Source organism: Paraburkholderia sp. HP33-1 (assembly GCF_021390595.1).
GTDB lineage: Bacteria > Pseudomonadota > Gammaproteobacteria > Burkholderiales > Burkholderiaceae > Paraburkholderia.
The window spans coordinates 1,763,077-1,786,706 of sequence record NZ_JAJEJR010000002.1; the positions used below are offsets into that span (position 1 = coordinate 1,763,077).

The 23,630-nt window shown below is 62.1% G+C and carries 22 protein-coding genes and 1 pseudogene; 9 read left to right on the forward strand and 14 right to left on the reverse strand.

All coding sequences use genetic code 11. The features are described from left to right. Positions 1 to 22 precede the first annotated feature (22 nt). Both L0U81_RS24025 and oxlT read right to left on the reverse strand, forming a co-directional pair. Positions 23 to 982: a LysR family transcriptional regulator gene (locus L0U81_RS24025; RefSeq protein WP_233806287.1), complete on the reverse strand. Its 960-nt coding sequence runs from the start codon at positions 980 to 982 to the stop codon at positions 23 to 25. A gap of 30 nt (positions 983 to 1,012) precedes the next feature. Further along, positions 1,013 to 2,362 carry an oxalate/formate MFS antiporter gene (oxlT, locus tag L0U81_RS24030; RefSeq protein WP_233806289.1) on the reverse strand — a complete coding sequence of 450 codons (1,350 nt, stop codon included), beginning with the start codon at positions 2,360 to 2,362 and terminating at the stop codon, positions 1,013 to 1,015. Here oxlT and L0U81_RS24035 point away from each other — a divergent pair. The 3 genes from L0U81_RS24035 (at position 2,361) to L0U81_RS24045 (ending at position 4,105) form a co-directional block, all read left to right on the forward strand. Then, the gene (locus L0U81_RS24035; RefSeq protein WP_233806291.1) at positions 2,361 to 2,744 is read left to right on the forward strand and encodes a hypothetical protein; all 384 of its coding nucleotides are present in this window, start codon (positions 2,361 to 2,363) and stop codon (positions 2,742 to 2,744) included. The genes oxlT and L0U81_RS24035 overlap by 2 nt on opposite strands. After that, positions 2,741 to 3,688 carry a LysR family transcriptional regulator gene (locus L0U81_RS24040; RefSeq protein ID WP_233806293.1) on the forward strand — a complete coding sequence of 316 codons (948 nt, stop codon included), beginning with the start codon at positions 2,741 to 2,743 and terminating at the stop codon, positions 3,686 to 3,688. Before L0U81_RS24035 ends, L0U81_RS24040 begins: the two co-directional genes overlap by 4 nt. A gap of 96 nt (positions 3,689 to 3,784) precedes the next feature. Next, positions 3,785 to 4,105 (forward strand): hypothetical protein, encoded by a 321-nt coding sequence (locus L0U81_RS24045; RefSeq protein ID WP_233806295.1) that lies wholly within the window; start codon positions 3,785 to 3,787, stop codon positions 4,103 to 4,105. An 18-nt stretch (positions 4,106 to 4,123) separates the two neighbouring features. Here L0U81_RS24045 and L0U81_RS24050 read toward each other — a convergent pair whose 3' ends face one another. The 5 genes from L0U81_RS24050 to L0U81_RS24070 all read right to left on the reverse strand — a co-directional run bounded on the left by L0U81_RS24050 (position 4,124) and on the right by L0U81_RS24070 (position 9,118). Next, positions 4,124 to 4,933: a fumarylacetoacetate hydrolase family protein gene (locus L0U81_RS24050; protein ID WP_233806297.1), complete on the reverse strand. Its 810-nt coding sequence runs from the start codon at positions 4,931 to 4,933 to the stop codon at positions 4,124 to 4,126. Between the two features lie 9 nt (positions 4,934 to 4,942). Beyond that, positions 4,943 to 6,190 (reverse strand): formyl-CoA transferase, encoded by a 1,248-nt coding sequence (frc, locus tag L0U81_RS24055; protein WP_233806299.1) that lies wholly within the window; start codon positions 6,188 to 6,190, stop codon positions 4,943 to 4,945. A 24-nt stretch (positions 6,191 to 6,214) separates the two neighbouring features. Next, the gene (locus L0U81_RS24060) at positions 6,215 to 7,987 is read right to left on the reverse strand and encodes a thiamine pyrophosphate-binding protein (RefSeq protein WP_233806301.1); all 1,773 of its coding nucleotides are present in this window, start codon (positions 7,985 to 7,987) and stop codon (positions 6,215 to 6,217) included. A 215-nt stretch (positions 7,988 to 8,202) separates the two neighbouring features. Next, the gene (locus L0U81_RS24065) at positions 8,203 to 8,922 is read right to left on the reverse strand and encodes a GntR family transcriptional regulator (protein WP_233806303.1); all 720 of its coding nucleotides are present in this window, start codon (positions 8,920 to 8,922) and stop codon (positions 8,203 to 8,205) included. After that, on the reverse strand, positions 8,900 to 9,118 hold the full coding sequence (locus tag L0U81_RS24070; protein ID WP_233806305.1) for a hypothetical protein: 219 nt from the start codon (positions 9,116 to 9,118) through the stop codon (positions 8,900 to 8,902). The genes L0U81_RS24065 and L0U81_RS24070 overlap by 23 nt, the downstream gene beginning before the upstream one ends. A 370-nt stretch (positions 9,119 to 9,488) precedes the next feature. Here L0U81_RS24070 and shiA point away from each other — a divergent pair, with 370 nt between their 5' ends. From shiA to L0U81_RS24085, 3 genes are all read left to right on the forward strand, one after another. Beyond that, complete coding sequence (gene shiA / locus L0U81_RS24075; RefSeq protein ID WP_233806314.1) at positions 9,489 to 10,808, forward strand: shikimate transporter; 1,320 nt, start codon at positions 9,489 to 9,491, stop codon at positions 10,806 to 10,808. Positions 10,809 to 11,193: 385 nt separating this feature from the next. Continuing rightward, entirely contained in the window at positions 11,194 to 12,597 is a 1,404-nt protein-coding gene (locus L0U81_RS24080; protein WP_233806316.1) for an L-lactate MFS transporter, read from the forward strand. Between the two features lie 10 nt (positions 12,598 to 12,607). Continuing rightward, positions 12,608 to 12,736, forward strand: coding sequence for an MFS transporter small subunit (locus L0U81_RS24085; RefSeq protein ID WP_233806318.1), 129 nt, complete (start codon positions 12,608 to 12,610; stop codon positions 12,734 to 12,736). 81 nt (positions 12,737 to 12,817) lie between these two features. Here the strand turns inward: L0U81_RS24085 and L0U81_RS24090 are convergent, their stop codons facing one another. The 3 genes and pseudogenes from L0U81_RS24090 to L0U81_RS33725 all read right to left on the reverse strand — a co-directional run. Next, positions 12,818 to 13,849 carry an SGNH/GDSL hydrolase family protein gene (locus L0U81_RS24090; RefSeq protein WP_233806320.1) on the reverse strand — a complete coding sequence of 344 codons (1,032 nt, stop codon included), beginning with the start codon at positions 13,847 to 13,849 and terminating at the stop codon, positions 12,818 to 12,820. Between the two features lie 100 nt (positions 13,850 to 13,949). After that, a complete protein-coding gene (locus L0U81_RS24095) occupies positions 13,950 to 14,375 on the reverse strand; it encodes a DUF3830 family protein (RefSeq protein WP_233806322.1) in 426 nt (141 codons plus the stop codon). 314 nt (positions 14,376 to 14,689) lie between these two features. Then, a pseudogene (locus L0U81_RS33725) lies at positions 14,690 to 15,161 on the reverse strand (AraC family transcriptional regulator); the annotation flags it as partial. 181 nt (positions 15,162 to 15,342) lie between these two features. Here L0U81_RS33725 and L0U81_RS24105 point away from each other — a divergent pair. After that, complete coding sequence (locus tag L0U81_RS24105; RefSeq protein WP_233806326.1) at positions 15,343 to 16,344, forward strand: helix-turn-helix transcriptional regulator; 1,002 nt, start codon at positions 15,343 to 15,345, stop codon at positions 16,342 to 16,344. A 62-nt stretch (positions 16,345 to 16,406) separates the two neighbouring features. On the opposite strand, the gene L0U81_RS24110 is transcribed toward L0U81_RS24105, so the two are convergent. The 4 genes from L0U81_RS24110 to L0U81_RS24125 form a co-directional block, all read right to left on the reverse strand. Further along, positions 16,407 to 17,168 carry an ABC transporter permease gene (locus L0U81_RS24110; protein WP_233806328.1) on the reverse strand — a complete coding sequence of 254 codons (762 nt, stop codon included), beginning with the start codon at positions 17,166 to 17,168 and terminating at the stop codon, positions 16,407 to 16,409. Continuing rightward, complete coding sequence (locus tag L0U81_RS24115) at positions 17,165 to 18,091, reverse strand: ABC transporter ATP-binding protein (protein ID WP_233806330.1); 927 nt, start codon at positions 18,089 to 18,091, stop codon at positions 17,165 to 17,167. Before L0U81_RS24115 ends, L0U81_RS24110 begins: the two co-directional genes overlap by 4 nt. 101 nt (positions 18,092 to 18,192) lie before the next feature. Next, the gene (locus L0U81_RS24120; protein WP_233806332.1) at positions 18,193 to 19,899 is read right to left on the reverse strand and encodes a tannase/feruloyl esterase family alpha/beta hydrolase; all 1,707 of its coding nucleotides are present in this window, start codon (positions 19,897 to 19,899) and stop codon (positions 18,193 to 18,195) included. Continuing rightward, a complete protein-coding gene (locus tag L0U81_RS24125; protein ID WP_233806334.1) occupies positions 19,896 to 21,011 on the reverse strand; it encodes an OpgC domain-containing protein in 1,116 nt (371 codons plus the stop codon). Before L0U81_RS24125 ends, L0U81_RS24120 begins: the two co-directional genes overlap by 4 nt. 278 nt (positions 21,012 to 21,289) lie before the next feature. Between L0U81_RS24125 and L0U81_RS24130 the strand changes: the two genes are divergently transcribed. Further along, positions 21,290 to 22,414 (forward strand): acyltransferase family protein, encoded by a 1,125-nt coding sequence (locus tag L0U81_RS24130; protein ID WP_233806336.1) that lies wholly within the window; start codon positions 21,290 to 21,292, stop codon positions 22,412 to 22,414. 83 nt (positions 22,415 to 22,497) lie between these two features. Beyond that, the gene (locus L0U81_RS24135; protein WP_233806347.1) at positions 22,498 to 23,319 is read left to right on the forward strand and encodes a TSUP family transporter; all 822 of its coding nucleotides are present in this window, start codon (positions 22,498 to 22,500) and stop codon (positions 23,317 to 23,319) included. Positions 23,320 to 23,630 lie beyond the last annotated feature (311 nt).

Here is a 23,630-nt window from a genome sequence, read left to right on the forward strand (position 1 = left end):
ATGAAGCTCCTTGTGTAGGACGTTATGGCGTGAACTGGAGGCGCATGTGCGCCGCGCTAGCGACAGGCAGCGCGTCCGCGCTGCGCGAATGCGCACTCGTCGACGCGACGAACTGCGCCCATGCAGCCGCCGCATTGGGACGAAGCGAGCGATTCCTGCGGTGCACGAGTACGGTCGTCAATGTCGTTTCCGGAACCAGCGGACGACTCACCAACGAGGCACCCGGCGAAGGCCAATACGGATCGACCGGCAGAACACCGACACCAAGACCCAATTCGACCATGCGCGCTACCGCCGCGACGTGTCCGGATTCCCGCAGCGGCCGGCTCTTCAGCTCGTTCGCGGCGAGTGCCGGATCGAGCGCAGCACGCACACCGGTATCGGCATTCAGCGTGATCAGCGGCCATTCGCGCAACGAGCGCCATTCGACGCTGTCGTGCCGCGCCAGCGGATGGGTGGATGGAATCACCGCATGCAGTGGCGTAGTAAAGAGTACTTGCGCATGCAGGAAAGGACTATCGACGGGTTCGGCCACGCAGACCGCGCCGAAATCCACCTCGCCATGCTCGACACTCGCCAGCACGCTGCTTTGAGGCTGATCCCTGACCGACACGACCAGCTCGGGAAAAGAAGATGCACATTGCGCCAAAGCCTGCGGCACCCAACTGGATGAAAATACCGGATTGCTCGCGACGACGACAACGCCCGTGTGCCCGTCATAAGCGGCGCGCTCTTCGCGCAGCGTCAATTCGATTTCGTCGAGCAACCGCCCGATTCTTCTCACGAGACTCGCGCCCGCATTCGTCAGTTCGACCTGGCGGGTCGTGCGATCGAACAGCTTCAATTCGATCGCATCTTCCAGATCACGCACGCAACGGCTCACGGCCGACTGCGTCAGATCGAACTCGCGCGCCGCGCGCGTGAAACTGCGTTCACGCGCGACCGCGACGAAGACCTTCAGTTGCTGCAGCGAAACGTTCATGTCGTCGATTCCCGGCGCGCGACGCTCACGCTATTCGCCGGACTGCTCGGGCCAGCGGCTCATTCGCGACACGTTGCTATTGCCATGACCCGCGGCGGCCAGCGCGCCCTGCGGTTGATTGTGCGATTCGATCCAGCGGGTGCGCATCGGCTCGAGGATGAACTTCGCGGAGATGCCCGCCGCGATCGTGATGACGGCGGAGACAATGAAAACGAGGTTCCAGCCGCCGGTCGCCGCGAGTACCGACGCGATCGGCACCAGCAACGAGGCCGTGCCCTTCGCGGTGTACAACGTACCGGCGTTGGCAGTCGCGTACTTGCTGCCGAACGTATCGGCGCAGGTTGCCGGGAAGATCGAGAAGATTTCGCCCCAGAACAGGAAGATCAGCGCGGCAAAGACCATGAACGCATAGGGATTGCTGCCGAACTGCATCATGCCGAGCAGCGCGAGCCCTTCACCGATGAAGATCACGAACATCGTGTTTTCACGGCCGATCTTGTCGGAGATGAAGCCGCACAGCGGACGCGTGAGGCCGTTGAAGATATTGTCGATCGACAGCGTGAGGGTCAGCAGCGGCAACGTCATACCGAAGACCGACATCGGAATGCGCGCGATGCCCCAGTCTTTTGCGATCGGGCCGATCTGCGCGGTCGCCATCAAGCCGCCCGCCGCCACAGCCACGAACGACACATAGATCACCCAGAACACCGGCGTTCTAATCATCTGGCGCGCGGTGAAATCGACTTTCGACACCGCGAAGCGGCTCTTGCGCGCGCCTTGCTGGCGCAAGTTCGGTCTCGTCAATAGCATCGCCAGCAGCAGGATGCTGACGCCTTGCACGATGCCGAAGAAGAAAAACGTCTCTTCGTAGCCGCGGCGCGTAATCATGTTTGCAATCGGAATCACCGTAAGCGCGGCGCCCGCACCAAAGCCCGCGGCGGTCAACCCGGCGGCGAGACCGCGCCGGTCGGGAAACCATTTGAGCGCATTGCCGACGCACGTTCCATACACGCCGCCCGCGCCGATCCCGCCGATCACCGCGGCAAGGTACAACACGCCGAGCGTCGTCGCATACGAATTGAGAATCCACGACAACCCCGCACACACGGCACCGACCGCCACCACCGGGCGCGGCCCGAATCGATCGACGAGCCAGCCCTCGAACGGCACGAGCCACGTCTCGGTCAGAATGAAGATCGAGAAAGCAAGCTGGATGGACGCTTCGCTCCAGTTATGCCGCGCGTGCATAGGGGCCACGAACAACGTCCACGCATATTGCAGGTTCGCCACCAGCGCCATGCACACCATGCCGATGACGAGCTGCCACCAGCGGTTACGCCAGGATAGGCGGGTAGTCGATTGCTGAGCGATATCGTCCATGAGCCTTGTCTCCACTATTTATTTAGTGCAGCCGGCTTACGCGCCGCGCTGGATGCGTCCCGCCTTATCGTTATGGCCCGATAACTTCGCTATTCGGGAAAAATCGGAATTGATGCTGTTTTATGCCTTTCTGCAGCCCCCGAACTCGCCTTTAGAAATAACGTTCTTTCTTTATTCCGATCAGAACTCCGCTTCAGGCGGTAAGCATTACAGCTTGTTTTTCGCTATTGAGTCCGTTACACCACATATCTCTGCGTTAACCCTCGTATTTCAGCGTAGCAATACTGCGTCTTATACGTTGCATGCTAGGGTCATTGCTGAATTACGAATAATTAAAGTTTGTTATTATGTTGATTCACGTTTGCTTATACATCGACCATGACGATGCGCAATGCAACTCTGCGGCAACTGAAGGTCTTTGAAACGGTGGCGCGCCACCTGAGTTTTTCGCGCGCCGCCGAGGAATTGCATCTGACTCAGCCGGCCGTTTCCACCCAGGTCCGGCAACTCGAGGAACATGCGGGGCTGCCCCTGTTCGAGCAACTCGGCAAAAAGATCTACCTGACGCCGGCCGGCACCGAAATGCTCCACTACAGCCGCGCGATCATGCAGCAGTTCCATGAAGTCGACGAAGCGATGAGTCAGTTGAAGGGCGTCTCCGGCGGCAAGCTGAATGTCGCCGTAATCAGCGCTGGCGACTATTTCTTTCCGCGGCTTCTCGCCGAATTCACACGTCGCTATTCGGGTGTGGATCTCAATCTCGCGGTGCACAATCGCGAAGAACTGCTGCATCAACTGGCAACCAATCAGACCGACCTCGCGGTCATGGTGCGTCCGCCGCACGAAACCGACGCGACCAATGAAGCGTTCGCGCCGCATCCGTACGTAATCGTCGCAGCGCCCTCTCATCCGCTTGCGCACAAGCGCAATATCCGCTTCAGCCAACTCGCCAACGAAGCGTTCATCGTGCGTGAACGCGGCTCGGATACGTGGAATTCGATGGAAGAAGGTTTTGCCGGCCGCCTGTCCAATCTGAAGATTGCAATGGAGATCAAGAGCACCGAGACCATCAAGCAGGCGGTCATTGCCGGCATGGGCATCGCGTTTCTGTCCGCGCATACGATCAGCCTCGAATTGCAATTGGGTCACCTGGTCGTGCTCGACGTCGAGAGCTTTCCGATCATGCTCAACTGGTACGTCGTGCATAGGAAGAACAAACGTCTGCCTCCGGTTGCTGTCGCCTTCAAGCGTTTCCTCATGGAGGAAGGCGCGGATCTGATCGAGAAAATCACGCGCGTAAAGGAATTGAGCGTGCATAAGCCATAGACTATGGAATGCCAATAAAACTTTAACTATTGCAAATCGATCGCGACTTCTATGCTGCAAGCGAGTTCTTTCACTTGCGAGCCGAGGAGGCCGATCATGAACCACGCCCCGCTTGAATCCCATATCAGCACACGCAACGCTCGCGCAGCGAGCGCGGATCGCGAGAATCATCCCGACGATGCGCATCTGAGCGCCTACAATGCCGCGTTCAGCGATCTTGGGCTGCGGTTTCGCTGGGACCGTGCGACGCTCGACATGCTCAAAGAGTTCAATAGCGAGTTGGCGCGCATCACTGCTTACATCGAGCGCCATCACAGTCATCTGCATCGTGCCTACGATGCCGACTTTCTCGCGCAACTGATTCTGCACAGGAAGACGCAGTACTACAGTGAATTCGGCCCGGCGGTTAATGACTAGCGGCGTATGCATCTTTGATCAGCGGCCCGTGGTGAACTGAGCCAGCTGCTCGTCGCGCCCCGCCGCGCTCAACGTATTGGTCAGCGTGCCGATCCCATCGACCGTGATCGACACCGTTGCCCCGTCCCTGATCGACCCCACGCCCACCGAGGTGCCGCACGCAATCACGTCGCCTGGTTCGAGCGTCAGATCCTGCGAAAGCAGACTCACCTGCTCGGCCGGCGAAAAAACCATATCAGCCAACGGATAGTTCTGACGCTCGACGCCGTCGAGCGTCGTCAGCAGACGTGCCGCCCGCCAGTCGAAGCCGGAGACGATCGCCGGACCGATACAGCAGAACGTGTCGAAGCCCTTCGCGCGACACCACTGCGGAAAATGCGGATTCTCGTTGAGCAGATCGGCGGCAGTCACGTCGTTGACCAGCGTGTAGCCGAAGATCGCCGCCTGTGCCTTCTGCACATCCACATCGCGGCATCGCTGGCCGATCACGATGCCAAGCTCGCCTTCGTAGACGATCTTGCCCGCGTAGTGATGCGGTCTGCGGATCGGCTCGCCCGAACCGATCACCGACGCGGCCGGCTTCAGCAGAAACAGCGGATGCGCTGGCACCGGCTTGTCGAGTTTCGCCGCGAGCGCGTGATAGTTGTTCCACAGCGCGACGACCTTGCCGGGCGCGCACGGCGCCAGCGGCGTCAATGTGCGCAACGACAGCACCGCGCCGGTCGGCACCGGCTGCGCGAGACTTTCATACTCGTGCAGATAGGCGCCTTCGACACGGCCGAACACAATGTTGCCGTCGCCCGACATGAACCGCATCCACGTCTGCATGCCTCGCTCCTAGATCGCCCCAGCCGTGCGCAGCGCCGTGATCTGCTCGGCCGAATAACCGAGCTCGGCCATCACCTCGTCGGTATGTTCGCCAAGCAGCGGCGAGCGTTTGACGTCGGTCGGACTGTCGGACAGCTTGATAGGATTGCCGACCGTCAGATACTTGCCGCGCTTCGGATGATCGACTTCGACGATCGTGCCGGTTTTTCGCAGCGACGGCTCCTCGGCGATTTCCTTCATCGACAGGATCGGGCCGCACGGAATGTCGTGCTTGTTCAGGATCTCCATCGCCTCGAACTTGGTCTTCGTCATCGTCCAGCGTTCGATTTCGGCGAAGATCTCCTTCAGTCGCGGCAGGCGCGCGGGCGCTGTCGCGTAGTCGGGGTCCGTGGCCCACTCCTCCTTGCCGATCACGTTGCAGATCTTCGCCCACACGGGCGCCTGCGTGATGAAGTAGATATATGCGTTCGGATCCGTCTCCCAGCCCTTGCACTTCAGAATCCAACCCGGCTGACCGCCCCCCGACGCATTGCCCGCGCGCGGCACCGACTCGCCGAACGTACCGTTCGGGTATTGCGGATACTCTTTCATCACGCCGGTGCGATCGAGCCGCTGCTGATCGCGCAGTTTGACGCGGCAAAGATTGAGCACGCCGTCCTGCATCGCCGCGAGCACGCGCTGGCCGCGCCCGGTATGCGTGCGTTGATAGAGCGCGGTGACGATGCCGAGCGCGAGATGCAGACCCGTTCCGCTATCGCCGATCTGCGCGCCGGTCACGACCGGCGGCCCGTCGTCGAAGCCGGTGGTCGACGCCGCGCCGCCCGCGCATTGCGCGACGTTCTCGTAGACCTTGCAGTCCTCATAAGGACCGGGACCGAAACCCTTCACCGACGCGACGATCATGCGCGGATTCAATTCCTGAATCCGCTCCCAGGTAAAGCCCATCCGATCGAGCGCGCCGGGTGCGAAGTTCTCGACCAGTACATCGCATTTCTGGATCAGTGCTTCGAGCACCTGCTTGCCTTCCGGATGCTTGGTGTCGATCGTGACCGAACGCTTGTTGTGATTGAGCATCGTGAAGTAGAGGCTGTCCGCGTCGGGAATATCGCGCAACTGCTCGCGCGTGATGTCGCCGGCGCCCGCCCGCTCCACCTTGATGACGTCCGCGCCGAACCATGCGAGCAATTGCGTGCAGGTCGGACCCGATTGCACATGCGTGAAATCGAGAATGCGCACACCGTCGAGTGCCTTGGCCATGTCGTATCTCCTGAAAGATGCGGGTTATTTGTACATGGTCTGGTTCTTCGTGCCCGGTGCGTATTCGCGCGGGTCGACCCAGATATTGACCACCGCCGAGCGGCCGGTGCGATGAATCGCTTCACGCGCGCGCTGCAGCGCACTCGCGATCTGCGCGGGATCGCGCACTTCCTCGCCATAGCCGCCGAGCATTTCGGCGAATTTGCTGAACGGCACGTCGCCGAGCAGATTGCCGACGTTGCCGCGCTCTTCGCCGTATTTGGCAAGCTGGCCGTAGCGAATCTGATTCATCGCCGAGTTGTTGCCGATTACCGCGAGGTAGGGCGCGTTGAAGCGGTTCGCGGTTTCCATGTCGAACGCGGTCATGCCGAACGAGCCGTCGCCGTAATAGCAGAGCACTTCCTTGTGCGGATGCGCGAGCTTCGCCGCGAGCGCAAAGCCAGTGCCGACACCCAGCGAGCCGAGCGCGCCCGGGTCCATCCACTGTCCCGGGCGACGCGGGCGCACGGCTTGCGCGGAAATCGTCACGACGTCGCCGCCGTCGCCGATATAGACGGTGTCGTCCGACAGAAACTCGTTGAGCTCGTACGCGACGCGATACGGATGAATCGGCGTGCTGTTCGAGCGGAACAGCGGCATCAGTTTCTCGGTGGCACTCGCCTCGGCGTCACGCAACTGCGCCATCCATTTGCGGCGTGCCTGACGCTTGTCGTCCTTGAGGCGTCCGCTCGCGGCTTGCAGCACAGCGGCGAGAATCGCGCCCGGATCGCCGACGAGGCCCAGATCGATATCGCGATTCTTTCCAACCGTCCGGTAGTCCATATCAATCTGTACGAGCGTCAATTCCTTGCTGATTCGTCGGCCATAGCCCATGCGGAAATCGAACGGCGTGCCGACCACGATCAGCACGTCGGCATTCGCAAACGCCTGCGAACGCGTGCGATCGAAATGATGCGGATCGCCCGGCGGCAGCAGCCCACGGCTCGCACCGTTGAAATAACCGGGGATCTCGACGCCGCGCAGCAACGCGATCGCTTCCTCGTGACCGCGCGCGGTCCACACCTGCTGGCCGTACAGGATCGCGGGGCGTTCGGCATCGACGAGTATGTCCGCGAGTTTCTCGATGTCGCGCGGATCGCCGATTGATTTCGTCGACGCCCGATAGCGGCCCGGCTGCGGCAGGATCGCGCGCGTCGCGTCGACTTCGCGGTCCAGCACGTCGCGCGGAATTTCGAGGTAGGCGGGACCGGGCGCACCGTTAAAGCATTCGCGCGCGGCCATCGCGATCATGTCCGCGATGCGCTCGGTGCTCGACACGCTCGCGGCGAACTTCGTGATCGGCGCCATGATGTCGACGTGCGGCAGATCCTGCAGCGAGCCCATCTTGTGCTGCGTGAGCGCGCCCTGCCCGCCGATGTGCAGGATCGGGCTTTCCGAGCGGAACGCGGTGGCGATGCCGGTCACCGCGTTCGTGCAACCGGGGCCGGCGGTCGTCACGACGCAGCCGAGCTTGCCCGTCTGGCGCGCGTAGCCGTCGGCCGCATGCGCGGCGACCTGCTCGTGGCGCACGTCGATGATGCGGATGCCTTCATCGACGCAGCCGTCGTAGATATCGATGATGTGGCCGCCGCACAGCGTGAAGATCGTGTCGACCCCCTCGTTTTTCAGTGCCTTCGCGACCAGATGACCGCCCGACACAACGCCCGCGTCGCGGGTCTTCTGCTTGAGCGTGTCGTCGGCGGTCGTGGTGGTCGCGATGGTCGTGGCCGGACTCAGGGATGAAACAACTGCAGACATGGTCGTCTCCTCATCAATCTGGTGTGCAACGGTCAAACGGCGGCTGTGATTGTTGATATATCACATACCATATTTTTAAGACCGTCAAGCACGGTTTATCCCGCAGCGCGGTAGCAACCTCGTTTTCCTGTCGTTCGCCCATGCTAAAAAGCCCGCGGTGCTTGCACACCGCGGGCTTTTCGAAGACAGCACGCAATCAGGCGCCTACGCCGCCGTCAGTCGAGGAAATCGCAATTGGCTTCGACGAACGCCGCGAGATCGAGCGAATGCTGGCGCGTGAGCCGCTCGGCGAGTTCGGTATCGCGCTTCTCGAGCGCCTCGATGATGCGCAGATGATCGACGATCGAACGCGCCGCCCGGTCGCTCTGCGAGATGGTCATGCGCCGGATCGCGCGCACGTGGATGAAGATGTTCTTGATCGTATCGAGAATGATCTGCGACTTCGACAGCTCGACGATCGCCTGATGAAACGCGATGTTCGCATCCGAATACTCGGCGATATGCTCGGCCGGCGTCGTATCGCGGAAATTATCGAACATATGGCGCAGGCGACCGATTTCCTCGTCGGTCGCATGCAGCGTGGCGAGCCGCGCGGCCATGCTTTCGAGCGCGGCCCACATCTGGATCATCTCGACGATTTCGCGCTTGCTCTTGCGCACGATGTAGATGCCGCGCCGCGGCACCATGCGCAGGAAGCCCTCCTGCTCGAGCAGCGTCATCGCCTCGCGCACCGGCGTGCGGCTCACGCCGAGCGATTCGCTGAGTACGCGCTCGTCGAGGCGGATTTCTTCGCGATTCCGGTATATATCCGCATCGGCGATTGCCTGACGCAGCTTTGTATAGGCCTGATCGCGCAAGCTCGCGCTCGCGCCGATAGGCTGCAACGACAGGGTCAACGGGGTGGCCACTGTTTCAGTTGGAAGTTCTGACGACATTCATCGCCTCTGTTTGAACGTGCGCGCGATACGGCGCCGCCGCTTTGCCGCGCTGCTCACCCAGTCCCACGAAGCGGCCATGTTGCGATGCCAGCTCTGCGACCGGTTCGGGAATCCAGTCGGTCAGCAAAACGGCGGCGGCACAGCCCAACCCTACGACAGCAATGGCGAACAGCGCGAGAGGCACGAATTCCACGTGTAACTCCGAACGATTGAGAAGATGGATTCCTCAATCATATGCTGCAGCGCCGCATTTTTCAATATCCGGTATGTAGTATATCAATGCTTGTTGTTTTTAAGATTACTTTCACGTTAGCACGCCGCGGGCTCCGTGGTGTGCCCACGTCATTCCTCGCGATGATCCCCCGCAGCGCTCCGTGTAAACACGCAAAACGCGCGCTATGCGCGCAGCCGCGTGCGATGATCGCGCATTTTCAGCATCGCGTGGATTGTGAAATCCGAGCCGCACCAATAACCTTCCGTACATTCTGCCCCGGATCGATCGCGTCAAATGCCTCGCCGGTGCCACGTGATCGGTTCAAGTACCGCAACACAGAGGAGACCCAATGAGCACTACCCACCCGCAGGCCGCAGTGGCCACTCACCGCAATGCGCGCAGTCAGGCTCGCAAGGCCGCGCTCGGCAGCTTTATCGGCGCCGTGGTCGACTGGTACGACTTTCTGCTGTACGGCATCGTCGCCGCGCTCGTATTTAACGCCGAGTTCTTCCCGAACGTCGGTCCGGCGATGGGCACGCTCGCCGCATTCGCGACCTTCGGCGTCGGCTTCCTGTTCCGCCCGCTCGGCGGCTTCGTGTTCGGTCACTACGGCGACCGGCTCGGGCGCAAGCGCATGCTCGTGCTCACCGTGATGATGATGGGTCTGTCGACGGCCGCGATCGGTCTGCTGCCGTCGTTTTCGATGATCGGCTGGCTGGCGCCGGTGTTGCTCGTCACGCTGCGTGCGATCCAGGGCTTCGCGGTCGGCGGCGAATGGGGCGGTGCGGCGCTGATGGCCGTCGAAAGCGCGCCCGAGAAAAAGAAGGCCTTTTACAGCAGCGGCGTGCAGGTCGGCTACGGCGTCGGGCTCGTGCTCTCGACGGGTCTCGTCGCGCTGATCAGCCACTCGATGGACAACGCCGCGTTCCTCAGCTGGGGCTGGCGTCTGCCGTTCCTGTTCAGCGTCGTGCTGGTGCTGATCGCGCTGTGGATCCGCTCGAGCATGGAGGAGTCGCAGGAGTTCGTCGAGAAAGTCGGCCAGCACGGCGAGCGCCGCGTGCGCCTGCCGATCGTCGAAGCGCTGCTGCGCCATCCGAAGGCCTTCCTGCTGATCATCGCGCTGCGGCTCGCCGAGCTGTTCTCGATGTACATCGTGACCGCATTCGCGCTGAACTACTCGACCGCGAACCTGCACATGCCGCGCGAGTTCTTCCTGACGATCGGCTTCATCGTCGGCGCGCTCAGCTGCGTCACGATTCCGTGCTTCGCGTGGCTCGCGGATCGCTTCAGTCGCCGTCGCATCTATATGCTCGGCGCGCTGGTCGGCGTGTTCAGCGCGGTGCCGTTCTTCCTCGCGCTCGAAGCGCGTTCGACCGTGTGGATCGTCGTGTTCGCCGTGATGCTCGCGAACATCGCGCACGACATGGTCGTCAGCGTGCAGCAGCCGATGTTCACCGAACTGTTCGGCACCGAGTACCGCTACAGCGGCGCGGGCGTCGGCTATCAGGTGGCGAGCGTGGTCGGCGGCGGTTTCACGCCGTTCATCGCGGTCGCATTGGTCAGCTTCGCGGGCGGCTCGTGGCATCCGGTGGCGGCCTATCTGGCAATCGGCTGCCTGATTTCGCTACTCGTCGCGGCGCGCATGAAGACCGGACGCAAGACCGATTGAGCTCGGCGGGATTCGCCGTCGATACATGACGGGCTGGCGCGGCGAAGAGGCCGCGCCAGCCCGTTTGTCTTTTTTGAGCCGCGCCTTTGCGCTGCTCGTTTTTTGCCGCCTTCGTATGGCGCTTCGAGTTACTCGTTCGGACCAACCTGCGCGGAGAACACCCGCGTTTCACCAGGATCGCACCATATGTCAACGTACTTCATATTGCGAAGCCATCGTGCACGTCCTATTGTCCATCCAGAACCGAATCCAGGCGCTTGAACACAGGCCATATGAAATAATATTGCATATAGCATGACGAGGCGGCCTGCACGCGTTAAACTGGTCCGTCCCCGAAAAATCCACAACGCGCCGGCAACGGACCAACCGGAAGGAGACCACCTATATGAGCAGCATCAGCGAACCGGGCAGCCAGCGAGGTTCCGCCCCATTCTTTTCCAAACAGGCCACCATTGCGCAGCCCGGTTTTTCGCGCTGGATGGTGCCGCCCGCAGCGCTCGCCGTGCATCTGTGCATTGGTCAGGCCTACGCGTTCTCGGTCTTCAACGGACCGCTGACCAAAGTGATCGGCATCACCCAGTCCGCACCCGATGACTGGACGCTGACCGGGCTCGGCTGGATCTTTTCGCTTGCGATCGTGTTCCTCGGTTTGTCGGCGGCATTCGCGGGCAAATGGCTCGAACACGTCGGTCCGCGCCGCACGATGTTCACAGCCGCGTGCTGTTTCGGCGGCGGCTTCCTCGTGTCCGCGCTCGGCGTGTATCTGCATCAGATCGTGCTGCTGTATCTCGGCTACGGCGTGATCGGTGGCATCGGGCTTGGGCTCGGTTACGTGTCGCCGGTGTCGACGCTGATCCGCTGGTTTCCGGACCGCCGCGGCATGGCGACCGGCATGGCGATCATGGGCTTCGGCGGCGGCGCGATGATCGCGGCGCCGTTGTCGGTTGCGCTGATGAACCACTTCCATAGCGCGACGAGCGTCGGCGTTGCGGAGACCTTCGTCGTGCTCGGCATCGTCTATTTCATCTCGATGACGATCGGCTCGCTCGCGATCCGCGTGCCGCCGGCGGACTGGAGGCCGGCCGGCTGGACGCCGCCCGCGGCGACCCAGCACCGGCTGATCACGAGCAATCACGTGCATATCGATCAGGCGCTGAAGACGCCGCAGTTCTATCTGATCTGGCTCGTGCTGTTCCTGAACGTGACGGCTGGCATCGGCATTCTCGGCCAGGCCTCGGTGATGATCCAGGAGAGCTTCAAGAACACGGTGACGGCGGCGGCGGCGGCCGGCTTCGTCGGGCTGCTGTCGCTGTTCAACATGGGTGGGCGTTTCGTGTGGGCGTCGACGTCGGACTACATCGGCCGCAAGAACACCTACTACATCTTCTTCGCGCTTGGCGCGGTGCTCTACTACCTGGTGCCGAGCTTTGCCGCGAACGGACAGATCGCATTGTTCGTGCTGACGTACTGCGTCATCCTGTCGATGTACGGCGGCGGCTTCGCGACGGTGCCGGCCTATCTCGCCGACATGTTCGGCACGACGTTCGTCGGCGGCATTCACGGACGTCTGTTGACCGCGTGGGCCGCGGCGGGGGTCGCGGGTCCGGTGCTCGTCAATTACATCCGCGCGTACGAAGTCGCGAACGGCGTCGCGAAAGCGGACGCGTACACGATGACCGTGCATATCATGGCCGTGCTGCTCGTGATCGGCTTTATCTGCAACCTGCTGGTCAAGCGCGTGGATGCGAAGCACCACATGACCGATGCACAAGTCGCCAAGGGCGCGTGAGGAGATCCGTATGTCAACCGTTCAAACCGCACATCCGACCAACAAGGCGATGCTCGTGGTGTTCTGGCTGTATGTGATGGTTCCGCTCGCGTGGGGAGTCGTCAATACGCTGACGCAGGCGATGAAGTTGTTCAATTGACGAAGTAATGTCGTGCGCACCCCGGCCTGTTGAGGGGCGGGGTGCGGATAGCGGACCGCGCCGACTTGTGACAACGCCCCGTCACCGCCCCAACCCGCTGCGCGCAATCTGCTGCTCGACGAACTGCGCAAACAACGCATGCATATGCGTCGTCGGATGAAGATCGTCGGCGAACATGTAAGTCTGGTCCGCATTGGCGCTCACATAGGTCGGAGGCGAACATAGAAGCGAGGTGTTATCGGGCGTTTTCCCCGGATCGCAGGCTTGCGACGTATTCGACACGGTGAAACCGTTCGCCCGAAAGTTCGCGATGACCTGATTGGTCCACGCGTACGAATCGACCTCGATCACCTTCGACTGCAGCCCATCGGTTTGTAGCGCAGTATTCAACGTATTGTTGAAAAGCTGCGACAACTGCGTGAGGTTCGCACCACCATCTGCCGAAGCGAGCCCTTTCGGCGATAGTCCGATATTCGGCAGATTGACCACCACCACATGCGCGCCGCCGTTCTGCACAATCTGCCCGACGAGCTGGGCGAGCGTGGTGGCCGCCGTCTGGACGATCGGGGCTGCGGCGGGCAGGTTGCCGGCGCGAAGCACATCGTTCGCGCCAACCCACACGAGCACGAGCTGATTGGCGTTGAAACTGCCGTGGGCGCTCAGATAGCTCGACACCTGCTGATTGACAGGCATTTCGACGTTGCCGATGACGTCGCTCAGGTAGTCGTACTGGTTCGCAGGCGTCGCCACTGTCGCGCCGCCTTCCGCATAACCGAGGCCGCCCTGCGCGCTCAGCTTGTGCGTGAGGTCGATCGTGTACGCGGCGCTGAGCGTATCGCCGTAGTATTGCGCGACGTCCTGGGTCCACACCTGGCCGGGATTGGTCGTGAAACGCCCGCCTCCCACCGCGCTCGCGAGCGGCGCATAAGTCCCGACGTCCGACAGGCTGTCGCCAAACGACACCACTTGCAGCGTGACGCCGCCGGCCGGCCCAGACGCAGCGCTGCTGCCGCTACCCGACCCGCCGCTGCCGCCACCCCCGCCACAGGCGACGAGCAACGCGGCCGACATGGCAAAAACTACAGCGCGGAATTTGTCATTTATTCCTCGCATGTCCTCCTCCTTGCCGCGCAGGCCAGACGGGACCGGTGCCCGATCGCTCGCGACGCTTCAAACAAGCATCGCCTATGCCCAGCAAGGAGATACTGCCAAATCAGATTTTCTCGAACACCACCTCCTGCGCACCTTCCCACAGCACCTTTGTGCCGAGCTCGCGCAGTTTCTCCTTGCCTTCGACGATCGTCAGAAAGTGATTGCCCGCGAGCTGGCCCATCTTGCTCGCGAAGCAGCACGCGCCATACGCGAGGATGATCTCGGTCTCGCTATAGCCGCCCGGATAGAACAGGATGTCGCCGACCGATGGATGGCTCGTGTGATTCTCGAAGCCGACCGCGATGCCGTCGTTCTCGAGCTTGAACTCGCCGAGCGGCACCCAGCAGCCCTCGCCGCTCCAGCGCACGTGGATCAGCTTCTGCCGGTACGGCAGAAGCTTCAGGAACGCGGCCACGGTCTGCGGCGCATCAGGATGGGTCTCGGCGATAAAGGTGTGGCCGCAGGCGGTCATGGTGAGTCGGGTCATCGCGGGTCATCTAGCGTGTGAGGTTGAAAAGCGCTTCGATTCTGTCATCCCATGCAAGGATTCGACAGGTACAATTGCCGGCACCGCGGTCAGGCCAGTTAGACCACGCATGATCGCGCCCGGTCGACCGTGCCGCAAAGCCTTGCGCAGTCTGCCATGCCAGTTTGCGCTGCGCGTCGCCACGAAAGTTCGTAGTTTGCAAGCTGCGCAAGGCAACGCACACTTCGCAGGTGCGTGAATCCGGCTGGAGAATGGCTCGCCGTTACGGCTCTGCGTCGCGACTGGTACGCATCTCGGCGCAATCGGCAGGCAAGCGGCGTCTCGCCCGTTTCGCAGCGAAACACCCGAGCAAAATGAAAAGTGCTTAGCCCGGCCTGTCCGGTCAGTTCGGTGATCGCCAGATCTTCGGCGAGATTGGCGCGGATGTAGTCGGTCACTCGCCGGATCCCGCGCCGCACCAGCCGTTCGGGCCGCGTCGAATCCCATCAGTTGCGCTACGTTGTCGAGCAAACCGCGCTCGCTAGGTGCAAGGTCGACAGCGGCTCGTCGCTGATCGAATGTCAGCGGCATGAGATCGGCGCGGGCGGCACGAACCACCGGTCGTTCACGCGCATGTCGGCGCTTTCCCGGTGTCCGCCGAGGTTGCGTTCGAGATGCTCGGCGCGACTCGAGATACGAGCGCAGCACCCGGTACCGCCAGTCGCGATCCACGCTCGACACGAGCCGCTGGCCGGCCATGTAGCGGTCGTAGGCGAGTGTCATCGTGAGCTTGGGAATTCGTGCCATCACACCCTTCAAAGGAGGTGCCGTATGGAAGGAGAAGCGCCGCCGTACCCGAATTGCCGGTCCACTGTCACCGCAAGGTCACAAAAATGATAGCAAGGAACCGGCTACCGCTATTTCACGAAATCGCTAATCATTGAGGTTGTCGTCTTTCACGCGTTTAGAACGCCGGAGCTACCGTTTCATGGAACATGAATGCGATACGCTGCCGCAATGGCTGACCGGCTCGCCACAAGGCGAAGCCGGGCACGCGTCGGCAGCAAACCCGAGAGCGGCATCCGCCCAACCGGCCTACCCGGCCGGCGCGCGGCACGCCGCAAATTCAGCCCACGCGGCTGAAGCATCGAAGACGTCTCCCCGCGTCGCGAATGGCGCGACGCGCAGTAGCTTTCTGACTCTGTTCACCGAGGAGGAGATCGGCACGCCGCCACCCGTGGGGCGCCGGGCCGGCCCGCTGATCAGTCCGCTTGGACGGTTCGGCAGCGCGCGGGACCGCATGGAGTTCGTGCGCCAGCGCATCAGGCAGTTGGGCTTCGACTCGTTCAGCTATGCCGCCACGCGCACGTCGTCACATCACAAGGCGATGTTCGTATTGACGAGCTACGAGTCGACGGCGTGGCTCACGCGCTATTTCCGCGAGCGCTATTTCGAGCTCGATCCGCGCGTCGCGCACGCGTCGCCGACTGGCATGCCGTTTCTGTGGAATACCGCCGACATGCGCGCCGATCTGCCGCGCGCGCAGTCGCGCAGCGAACGGCTCGGCGATCTGATCGACATGCTCGAGGCGGCCGGGCGCAAGAGCGGCATTCTCACGCAGATGCCGCTGCCCGAGCCGGATCTGAGCGCGAGTCTGTGCTTCAACTCGGAGATCGGCAACCCGCGCTGGATGACCGAATCGATCGTCGCGGAAACGTTGATGTTCGCGCACACGATTCACGAGTTCATCTGGACGCACGCGAAAAGCGTGATCGGCATCGCGCCCGCGCAGCAGCAGCGCGTCGCGCTGAGCACGCTGCAGCACGCGGTGCTGAAAGCGGTCGTGCAGGGGCAGCGCGACAAGGAAATCGCGTATTTCCTCGGGCTGTCGCCGCACAACGTCGACTATCATCTGCGGCGCTTGCGGCAGCTGTTCAACGTGCGCAACCGCGTGCAGTTGATCAATGTCGCACAGGCGTATCTCTCGTAGTTGAGTTGGCGTCGCCGCGTATCGATGAGCAGGGCGTGACGGCTTTTCGCCGTCGCGCCCTGTCAACTTTTCAATCGATAGCCGGTCCTGAAGATCCAGCCGACGATCACGAGGAACACCGCGAGAAACAGCAGTGTCATGCCGAGACTCAGGCCGACGTCGACGTCGCCCAACTCGAAGAAACTCCAGCGAAAACCGCTGACCAGATAGACGATCGGATTGAACAGCGTGACGGTGCGCCAGAACGGCGGCAGCATGTTCACCGAATAGAAGCTGCCGCCGAGGAACGTGAGCGGCGTCACGATCAGGAGCGGCACCAGTTGGAGCTTCTCGAAGTTGTCCGCCCAGATGCCGATGATGAAACCGAGCAGACTGAACGTGAGCGCCGTCAGCACGAGAAACAGCACCATCCAGACCGGATGCATGATCTGCAACGGCACGAACAGCGCGGCGGTCGCGAGAATGATGAGCCCGAGCAGGATCGACTTGGTGGCCGCCGCACCCACATAGCTGACGACGATCTCCAGATACGACACGGGCGCCGACAGCAGCTCGTAGATCGTGCCGGTGAAACGCGGAAAGTAAATCCCGAACGACGCGTTCGCGATGCTCTGCGACAGCAACGACAGCATGATCAGCCCCGGCACGATGAACGCGCCATAGCTGATGCCCTCCACTTCCTTGATGCGCGAGCCGATCGCCGAGCCGAACACGACGAAGTACAGCGAAGTGGAAATCACCGGCGCGATGATGCTTTGCATCAGCGTGCGCCACGTGCGCGCCATTTCGAACTTGTAGATCGCGCGCATTGCGTAGATGTTCATTGGTCCCCCCGCACCAGGCTGACGAAAATGTCTTCGAGCGAACTCTGCGTGGTGTGCAGGTCCTTGAAGCCGATGCCCGCGTCGTCGAGCGATTTCAGCAGCGCGATGATGTCGGTACGCCCGCCCTCGCCTTCATAGGTGTAGGTCAGTTCGTTGCCGCCGTTCACGACCGCGAGCCCGTAGCCGGCGAGCGAAGCGGGCACCTCGTCGAGCGGGCTATCGAGTTGCAGCGTCAACTGCTTCTTGCCGAGCTTGCGCATCAGCTCGGTCTTCTCTTCGACGAGCATGATCTCGCCCGCATTGATGACGCCGATGCGGTCGGCCATTTCCTCGGCTTCGTCGATGTAATGCGTGGTCAGGATGATCGTCACGCCGCTCGCCGCGAGCGAGCGCACGAGCTTCCACATGTCGCGCCGCAGCTCGACGTCGACCCCGGCGGTCGGTTCGTCGAGAAACAGCACGCGCGGCTCGTGCGACAGCGCCTTCGCGATCAGCACGCGCCGCTTCATGCCGCCCGACAGCGTGATGATCTTGTTGTTGCGCTTCTCCCATAGCGACAGGTCGCGCAGTACTTTCTCGACGTAAGCGGGGTTTTTCGGCTTGCCGAACAGGCCGCGGCTGAACGACACGGTGGCCCATACGGTTTCGAACGCGTCGGTGGTCAGCTCCTGCGGCACTAGACCGATCAGCGAGCGGGCCGCGCGATAGTCGGCGCCGATATCGTGGCCGTCTACCGTCACGCTGCCTTCGCTCGCGTTGACGATGCCGCAGATGATACTGATTAGCGTAGTCTTGCCCGCGCCGTTCGGCCCGAGCAGAGCGAAGATTTCTCCCCGGTCGATCGCCAGATTGACGTTCTTCAGCGCCTGAAAACCACTGGCATAGGTTTTCGACAGATTCTTGACTGAAACGATTGGCTGCATGGACTCTAGGATGGCAGACACCGCTGTTGAATGAGAGGAAACGGCGCCAACTGGCGCGCCGCATCCGCAATGTAATGGAAAGTGCGAAAGTGTGCAGCGAGTCACTGGTTGCCGGGCGGCTGTGCACACACAAAGCTACTCGCCAGATCGACATTGCCTTTGCCGACATAGCGCGGGAACCCCGGATAGCGGCACAGCGGCCGCGAGCGCCCATTGGTCGCCGCGGCGAGATCGGTGGCCGTCAGCGTTTCAGGCGCGACGCCGCGCGTGACCCACGCGTCGAGCGCGCCGAGCAGATCGACCGATGGAATGAACACGCCGCCGCCATGCTGAAAACCCGGCACCATGTAGAGCCGCATGAAACGATCGACCTCGTCCTTGCCGAAGCGCGCAATCAGCGCGTCGTGATACGCGATCGTCTGATTCGGGCTGATCACTTCGTCGGCGAGGCCCTGCAGCGTGATCAGCTTGCCGCCGTGTGCGATATAGCGCGACAGGTCCGGATTCATCGAGCCGATCGTGGCCGACAGCGCGACTAGTTGCGCCTGATATATGCCGGGCCGTTGCGGGTCGAACGACAGCGAATCGAAGTTCGCATCGCGTGCGATGAAGTAGCGTACATAGCCGTCGCCTTGCACGAACAGATAGCCGTTCGCATAGAAGGTGGGCACCGGCTGGCGCCACGGTTGATGTGCAAGCCCGAGCGCGTCCGCCAGCTGCGTGCCCTGGAACACGTTGTAGCCGCGATAGCCGGCCACGTCCCACGCGAGCCGATACGGCAGCGATAGCCCGTTGCGCATCACCAGCAAGGTGCTCAGTTGCGCGTCGGTCAGACAGGCGTCGTCCGATGCCGGACGAACCGTGCAACGCAGCGAATCGATAATTTGCGCTTCGTGCGCGCGGCATGCCTCGACGTCGCTAACGATGCCATCCGCCACACCGTCGAGCCGGTCGCATACCTCGAGCGTGCGTTGATAGACGTGCTCGAGCAGTGCCGGCGGCACGAAGCCGCCCGGTGTGACGTACTCGGCCCGGCCGAGCTTCAAGCCGATCAGGCGCACGCCGGAAAAATTCAGCGCGGGCGAATTGGCGATCACGCCGTCGTAGTCGTCGGGGAAGCGCTGCATCACCGTGTAGCCTTCGCGGCCGCCCGTCGAGCCACCGGCAAAATACATGCGCTGCGGCGGCCTGCCATACGCGCGCACGATCAACGCGAGCGCGACGTCGTGCGTCTTCTTCAGATGCGCGTAGCCGAAGTTCGTCACCGCTTCATCGACGAGACCAAACTGCGCGAGCGACGCATTGCCGACATGCCCCGAGTCGTCGCCGAACGTCGCATAGCCTTGCGCGAGCGGCGCGCGATCCGGCGAAAACGGCATCACACCGATGCCGCTGACGACCGCCCCGTCATACCCGCCGCCACCAATCTGCAACGCGCGCCCATTCCAGTGACGCGGTAGATTCAGGTCGAAGCGGATGTCGGGCGTCGTCGGATTCAGCGCCTTGATGCGGCCCGTGACGCGGCAATACTCGCCGCCCTGCTGATTGCCCGGCGCGGTCGCGCCGATCATCTCCGCGCTTTCGATCAGCGCGCCGGCCGTCGGCATCGCGATCGGTTCGGGCGACACCACCGCGCCTGCGAACTCCGCGCAGCGCATCGCGAGCGGTGTTCCTTCGGCTACCGCGGCCGTGCGATGCATCGCGAGCCACGCGATCACGACGATGCTCATGATGCTCGCGCGCCCGACGAGCTTGCGCTTCGTGCGCATCGTGGGCGTGACGCGCCCGCGGTGCTCGCGCCGCGTCATCCGTAGCGCGCGCCATTCGCTTGCGCGCCCGGCTGCTGTCCCTTCCAGCCGTTCCAGCCGCGCGCGATCATCAGCAGCGCGCCGATCGCGGCGAGATCGCCGCCGAGTCCGACCAGCACACCGCGAAAACCGTGAAACGTGTGCGGCGTCGCCGTATCGACGATCAACGACACCAGCGTGCCGGTAATGAAGCACACGAGCCCGCTGCGTCCGACCGTCACGACGGCGGGCAGCCGCCTCGCGAGCCATGCGATGCTGCCCATCCGCACGAACTGGGCTGCGAGCCACGCGATGACGATGAAATTGATCACACGTTCCACGGAAAGATTCTGCTTGTGCGTGCCGGACACAGGTTGCGTCAGCACGAAAAGTTTGATGATCGCGAAGCCAAGCACCGCGACCACCGCGACGCGCGTGAACCACTGCGCGGCGTGACTCGCATGAAAGCGTTCGCTGATCGGCTGCACCCGGCACAGCATGCCGAGCACGAACATCAACTGCCACGCAAACGGATTAAATGCCCAGCCTGCGACATCGTCAATGCTGAATAACGCGGCAAGCGGCCGCGCGGCGGCCCACACCGCGAGGCTCACGGCCAGCGCGAGCGATGTCGAGCGGCGCGCGAGCGGCACCATGACGGGCACGCATAGCGCAAAGATCACGTACATCGGCAGTACGCTCGATAGATAAGGTTGCCGGCGCAATAGCGCGATATCGAATGCTGCGCGCCACGGCTGCAATGCGAACAGCGGCCAGCCGGTCAGCTCGACCATCGGCCGATTCAGATCCAGCAACGCGAGAATCGCGCCGGATACAAGCGTCAACATCGCGGTCACCAGATACGCGCGATAGATCTCCCAACAGCGTTTGAGAAAGCGCAGCTTCGCCGCCTGTTCGCCGCGATGCGCAAGCACCGCCGTATAAGCCGCCGCCGATGCATAGCCGCCGAGAAACACAAACACCTCGGCCGAGTCGCACAGTGCATAAGCGTGCAGCATCAGATGCGATAGCGTGCTGCCGGGAATGTGATCGAGCACGATGACGATCAGCACGACACCACGAAAGAAATCGACTTCGACCGATCGTCCACGAACACGGCCTGGGTTTTCCATTCGGCTTCTCGAAGAATGCGCGCTGACAGGCCGCCTTTCATTTTCGCTTTCACAACGGCATTCTGAAATGGACGCGTTGGCCACTCGTAATACCGGGTACGTCTTTAGCGAATAGCCGGAAAGATTTGCAGCTTCTCACGCACGAAACAGCGGAATCGGTATTGATGGGCTAAAGCAGGACTCAAAAATAAAAAAACAAACACACGGTGCGATTTTTTTCGCTCTTTTTTCTCCGTACGATGTTTTCATGCTTTCTGCTGTTTTGCGTATACAGGTTTATGAAAAACAGAATTGCCGGCTTCGATGGATTGCGCGCGATCGCCGTGCTGATGGTGTTTCTGCAGCATCGACTCTTCGGCGACGTCGGCGAGATCGGGCATCTCGGCGTGTGGATCTTCTTTGCGTTGAGCGGCTTTCTGATCATCGGCATCCTGTCGTCGCAGCGCGCGCGCATCGAATCGGGCGACAGTCGCTTCGGCGCCGAACTCCGGCGCTTCCTGTTTCGCCGGACAGTGCGCATCTTTCCGATCTATTACCTGATGCTCGTCGTGATGTGCGCGCTGATGGCGTTCGGCTTCGCGAATCCGGAACTCGCGAGCGGCATGCCGTTTCATTTCGCGTATCTGTCGAACGTCTGGATCGGCTCGGTGCTGCGTTACTGGCCGGGCCGCTACTCGCACTTGTGGAGCCTCGCGATCGAGGAGCAGTTCTATCTCGTGGTCGCGCCGCTTTTGCTGCTGCTCGCCACCCGGCGACATCGCGCGGCATGTTGGGCGATCGTGGCGCTCGGCCTTGCTGCGTTGTTCGCGATGCACGCCGCGCATTGGGATGAGATCACGATCTACACGCACCCGTTGAGCAATTTCTGGCTGCTGGCGTTAGGCGGCGTCGGCGGTCTGGCGATCGCCAACGATCGCAGCCGCGTGAGTGCATGGCTCGGTCATGGCCTGACGCTGTTCGCGCTCAGTCTCGTCGTGATCGGTTTGTGCGCGGCCGAACCAGTGTGGAACACGCTCGACAATCCGTTGCTGTTGACCGCGATCAGCGCCGTGTATGGGGCCGGCATTGCGGCGCTGGTCGCTTCGATTGCGTGTTGCCGCAACGCTGTCGTGATGGCTCTGCTGCAGACCCGTTGGCTCGCCGGTCTTGGGCGGATCAGCTACGGCTTCTATCTGTATCACAACCTGATCCCGGATCTCACGCGTAACCGGCACGCCGAAGCGCTATTTGGAGGCACCGTACCGATGTGGGCGAACGCGCTTGGTATCGTCGCGTCATTTGCGATTTCGCTTGGCATCGCATTGCTGTCGTGGCGGTTTATCGAAGCGCCGATTTTGCGGGTGAAGACGCGGGACGAATCGGTATTGGAAGCAGCCGGAAATGTGACTTCCGACGTCGCCTGAAAAATCGAATCAAATCGCCGGGATATCCGGCGGCGACGCGGATCACGCTATCATTGCGCCTCACCGATTTACGACCCTCGTCAATGTCTCATTTCGCTTTCGCCAACGGCATCCTCGTCTCCAGCGTGCAGGCGCTCGATCTCTACGCACTCGTCGGCATCGCGGCCGCGCTGCTGCTCGGCGGCATGGTCAAGGGCGTGGTCAGCATCGGCGTGCCGCTCGTCGCAATGCCGATCCTTAGCCAATTTCTGCCGATCAAGGCGGCCGTGCTGCTGCTGTCGATGCCGATCATCCTCGGCAATATTCCGCAGGCGCTCGAAGGCGGCGAGATGCTGCCGACGATGAAGCGCATCGCGGCGCCGCTCGTCGGCACCGTACTCGGCAATATCGTCGGCGTGTCGGTGCTGATCTCGCTGGCACCGCATCGCGCGCAGGCGGCGGCCGGCGCGCTGCTGATGTTCGCGGCCTTGCTGCTGCTCGCCGCACCACGGCTCACGCTGTCGCCGAGCTGGGCCAAGCCCGCGGGTCTCGTGCTCGGCTTCGGCGCCGCGCTGATGGAAAGCATTGCGTCGGTGCCCGGGCCGTTGCTCGCGATGTATCTGATCGCAACCGGCGCAACGGGCAAGGCGTTCACCAAGCAGATCGCGATCATTCTGGTGGTGTCGATCATCACGCTGGTCGCCGCGTTCAGTGGCGGGGCGCATGCGAGCTGGACGGATCTGGCGATCTCAGTGTGCGCAAGCGTGCCGGTGATCGCGGGCATCCTGCTCGTGCGGCCGCTGCGCGACCGTCTGCCGCCCGCGGTGTTTCGTGTCGTGGTGCTGTTATTCGTGCTGGCCGCCGCCGCGCAGATGATCTGGAAATCCGGAGTGGTGCAGACGCTGTTCGGCGCGCCTTCGCTCTGACGCGGGACCGTCCGATTCGATCGCGGCCGCCGGGGACGAAGGCGAACGCCACCGTATGTCGGTGAATATTGGGCAGATGAGCGACGGGCCTCTACGGGCCCGTTCGCATCATCGCCACTTTCTCTCAGGCTCTACTTTTTTGGCGCCAATGCCAGCAGGCATCAACGGTTCTCCCCTGCACTGCACTACCCCCGGTACTCGTTGTAGCAACCCTCGATCTCAAGCCGCCGTGCGTCGCGCGACGCAAACCCGCGCCGCCAAACCCGACATGAAATCGAAAGCCATCCGCAATTGAATCGTGTGACGATAGC

Bases quoted from the DNA above. Each gene is read 5' to 3' on its own strand.
- L0U81_RS24115 (WP_233806330.1), bottom strand. From the start codon at position 18,091: ATGCAGCCAATCGTTTCAGTCAAGAATCTGTCGAAAACCTATGCCAGT.
- L0U81_RS24090 (WP_233806320.1), bottom strand. From the start codon at position 13,849: ATGCGAGGAATAAATGACAAATTCCGCGCTGTAGTTTTTGCCATGTCG.
- L0U81_RS24105 (WP_233806326.1), top strand. From the start codon at position 15,343: ATGGAACATGAATGCGATACGCTGCCGCAATGGCTGACCGGCTCGCCA.
- L0U81_RS24135 (WP_233806347.1), top strand. From the start codon at position 22,498: ATGTCTCATTTCGCTTTCGCCAACGGCATCCTCGTCTCCAGCGTGCAG.
- L0U81_RS24035 (WP_233806291.1), top strand. From the start codon at position 2,361: ATGAGCCTTGTCTCCACTATTTATTTAGTGCAGCCGGCTTACGCGCCG.
- L0U81_RS24085 (WP_233806318.1), top strand. From the start codon at position 12,608: ATGTCAACCGTTCAAACCGCACATCCGACCAACAAGGCGATGCTCGTG.
- L0U81_RS24110 (WP_233806328.1), bottom strand. From the start codon at position 17,168: ATGAACATCTACGCAATGCGCGCGATCTACAAGTTCGAAATGGCGCGC.
- L0U81_RS24025 (WP_233806287.1), bottom strand. From the start codon at position 982: ATGAACGTTTCGCTGCAGCAACTGAAGGTCTTCGTCGCGGTCGCGCGT.
- shiA (WP_233806314.1), top strand. From the start codon at position 9,489: ATGAGCACTACCCACCCGCAGGCCGCAGTGGCCACTCACCGCAATGCG.
- L0U81_RS24045 (WP_233806295.1), top strand. From the start codon at position 3,785: ATGAACCACGCCCCGCTTGAATCCCATATCAGCACACGCAACGCTCGC.
- L0U81_RS24040 (WP_233806293.1), top strand. From the start codon at position 2,741: ATGACGATGCGCAATGCAACTCTGCGGCAACTGAAGGTCTTTGAAACG.
- L0U81_RS24120 (WP_233806332.1), bottom strand. From the start codon at position 19,899: ATGACGCGGCGCGAGCACCGCGGGCGCGTCACGCCCACGATGCGCACG.
- L0U81_RS24125 (WP_233806334.1), bottom strand. From the start codon at position 21,011: ATGGAAAACCCAGGCCGTGTTCGTGGACGATCGGTCGAAGTCGATTTC.
- L0U81_RS24080 (WP_233806316.1), top strand. From the start codon at position 11,194: ATGAGCAGCATCAGCGAACCGGGCAGCCAGCGAGGTTCCGCCCCATTC.
- oxlT (WP_233806289.1), bottom strand. From the start codon at position 2,362: ATGGACGATATCGCTCAGCAATCGACTACCCGCCTATCCTGGCGTAAC.
- L0U81_RS24050 (WP_233806297.1), bottom strand. From the start codon at position 4,933: ATGCAGACGTGGATGCGGTTCATGTCGGGCGACGGCAACATTGTGTTC.
- L0U81_RS24060 (WP_233806301.1), bottom strand. From the start codon at position 7,987: ATGTCTGCAGTTGTTTCATCCCTGAGTCCGGCCACGACCATCGCGACC.
- L0U81_RS24130 (WP_233806336.1), top strand. From the start codon at position 21,290: ATGAAAAACAGAATTGCCGGCTTCGATGGATTGCGCGCGATCGCCGTG.
- frc (WP_233806299.1), bottom strand. From the start codon at position 6,190: ATGGCCAAGGCACTCGACGGTGTGCGCATTCTCGATTTCACGCATGTG.
- L0U81_RS24095 (WP_233806322.1), bottom strand. From the start codon at position 14,375: ATGACCCGACTCACCATGACCGCCTGCGGCCACACCTTTATCGCCGAG.
- L0U81_RS24065 (WP_233806303.1), bottom strand. From the start codon at position 8,922: ATGTCGTCAGAACTTCCAACTGAAACAGTGGCCACCCCGTTGACCCTG.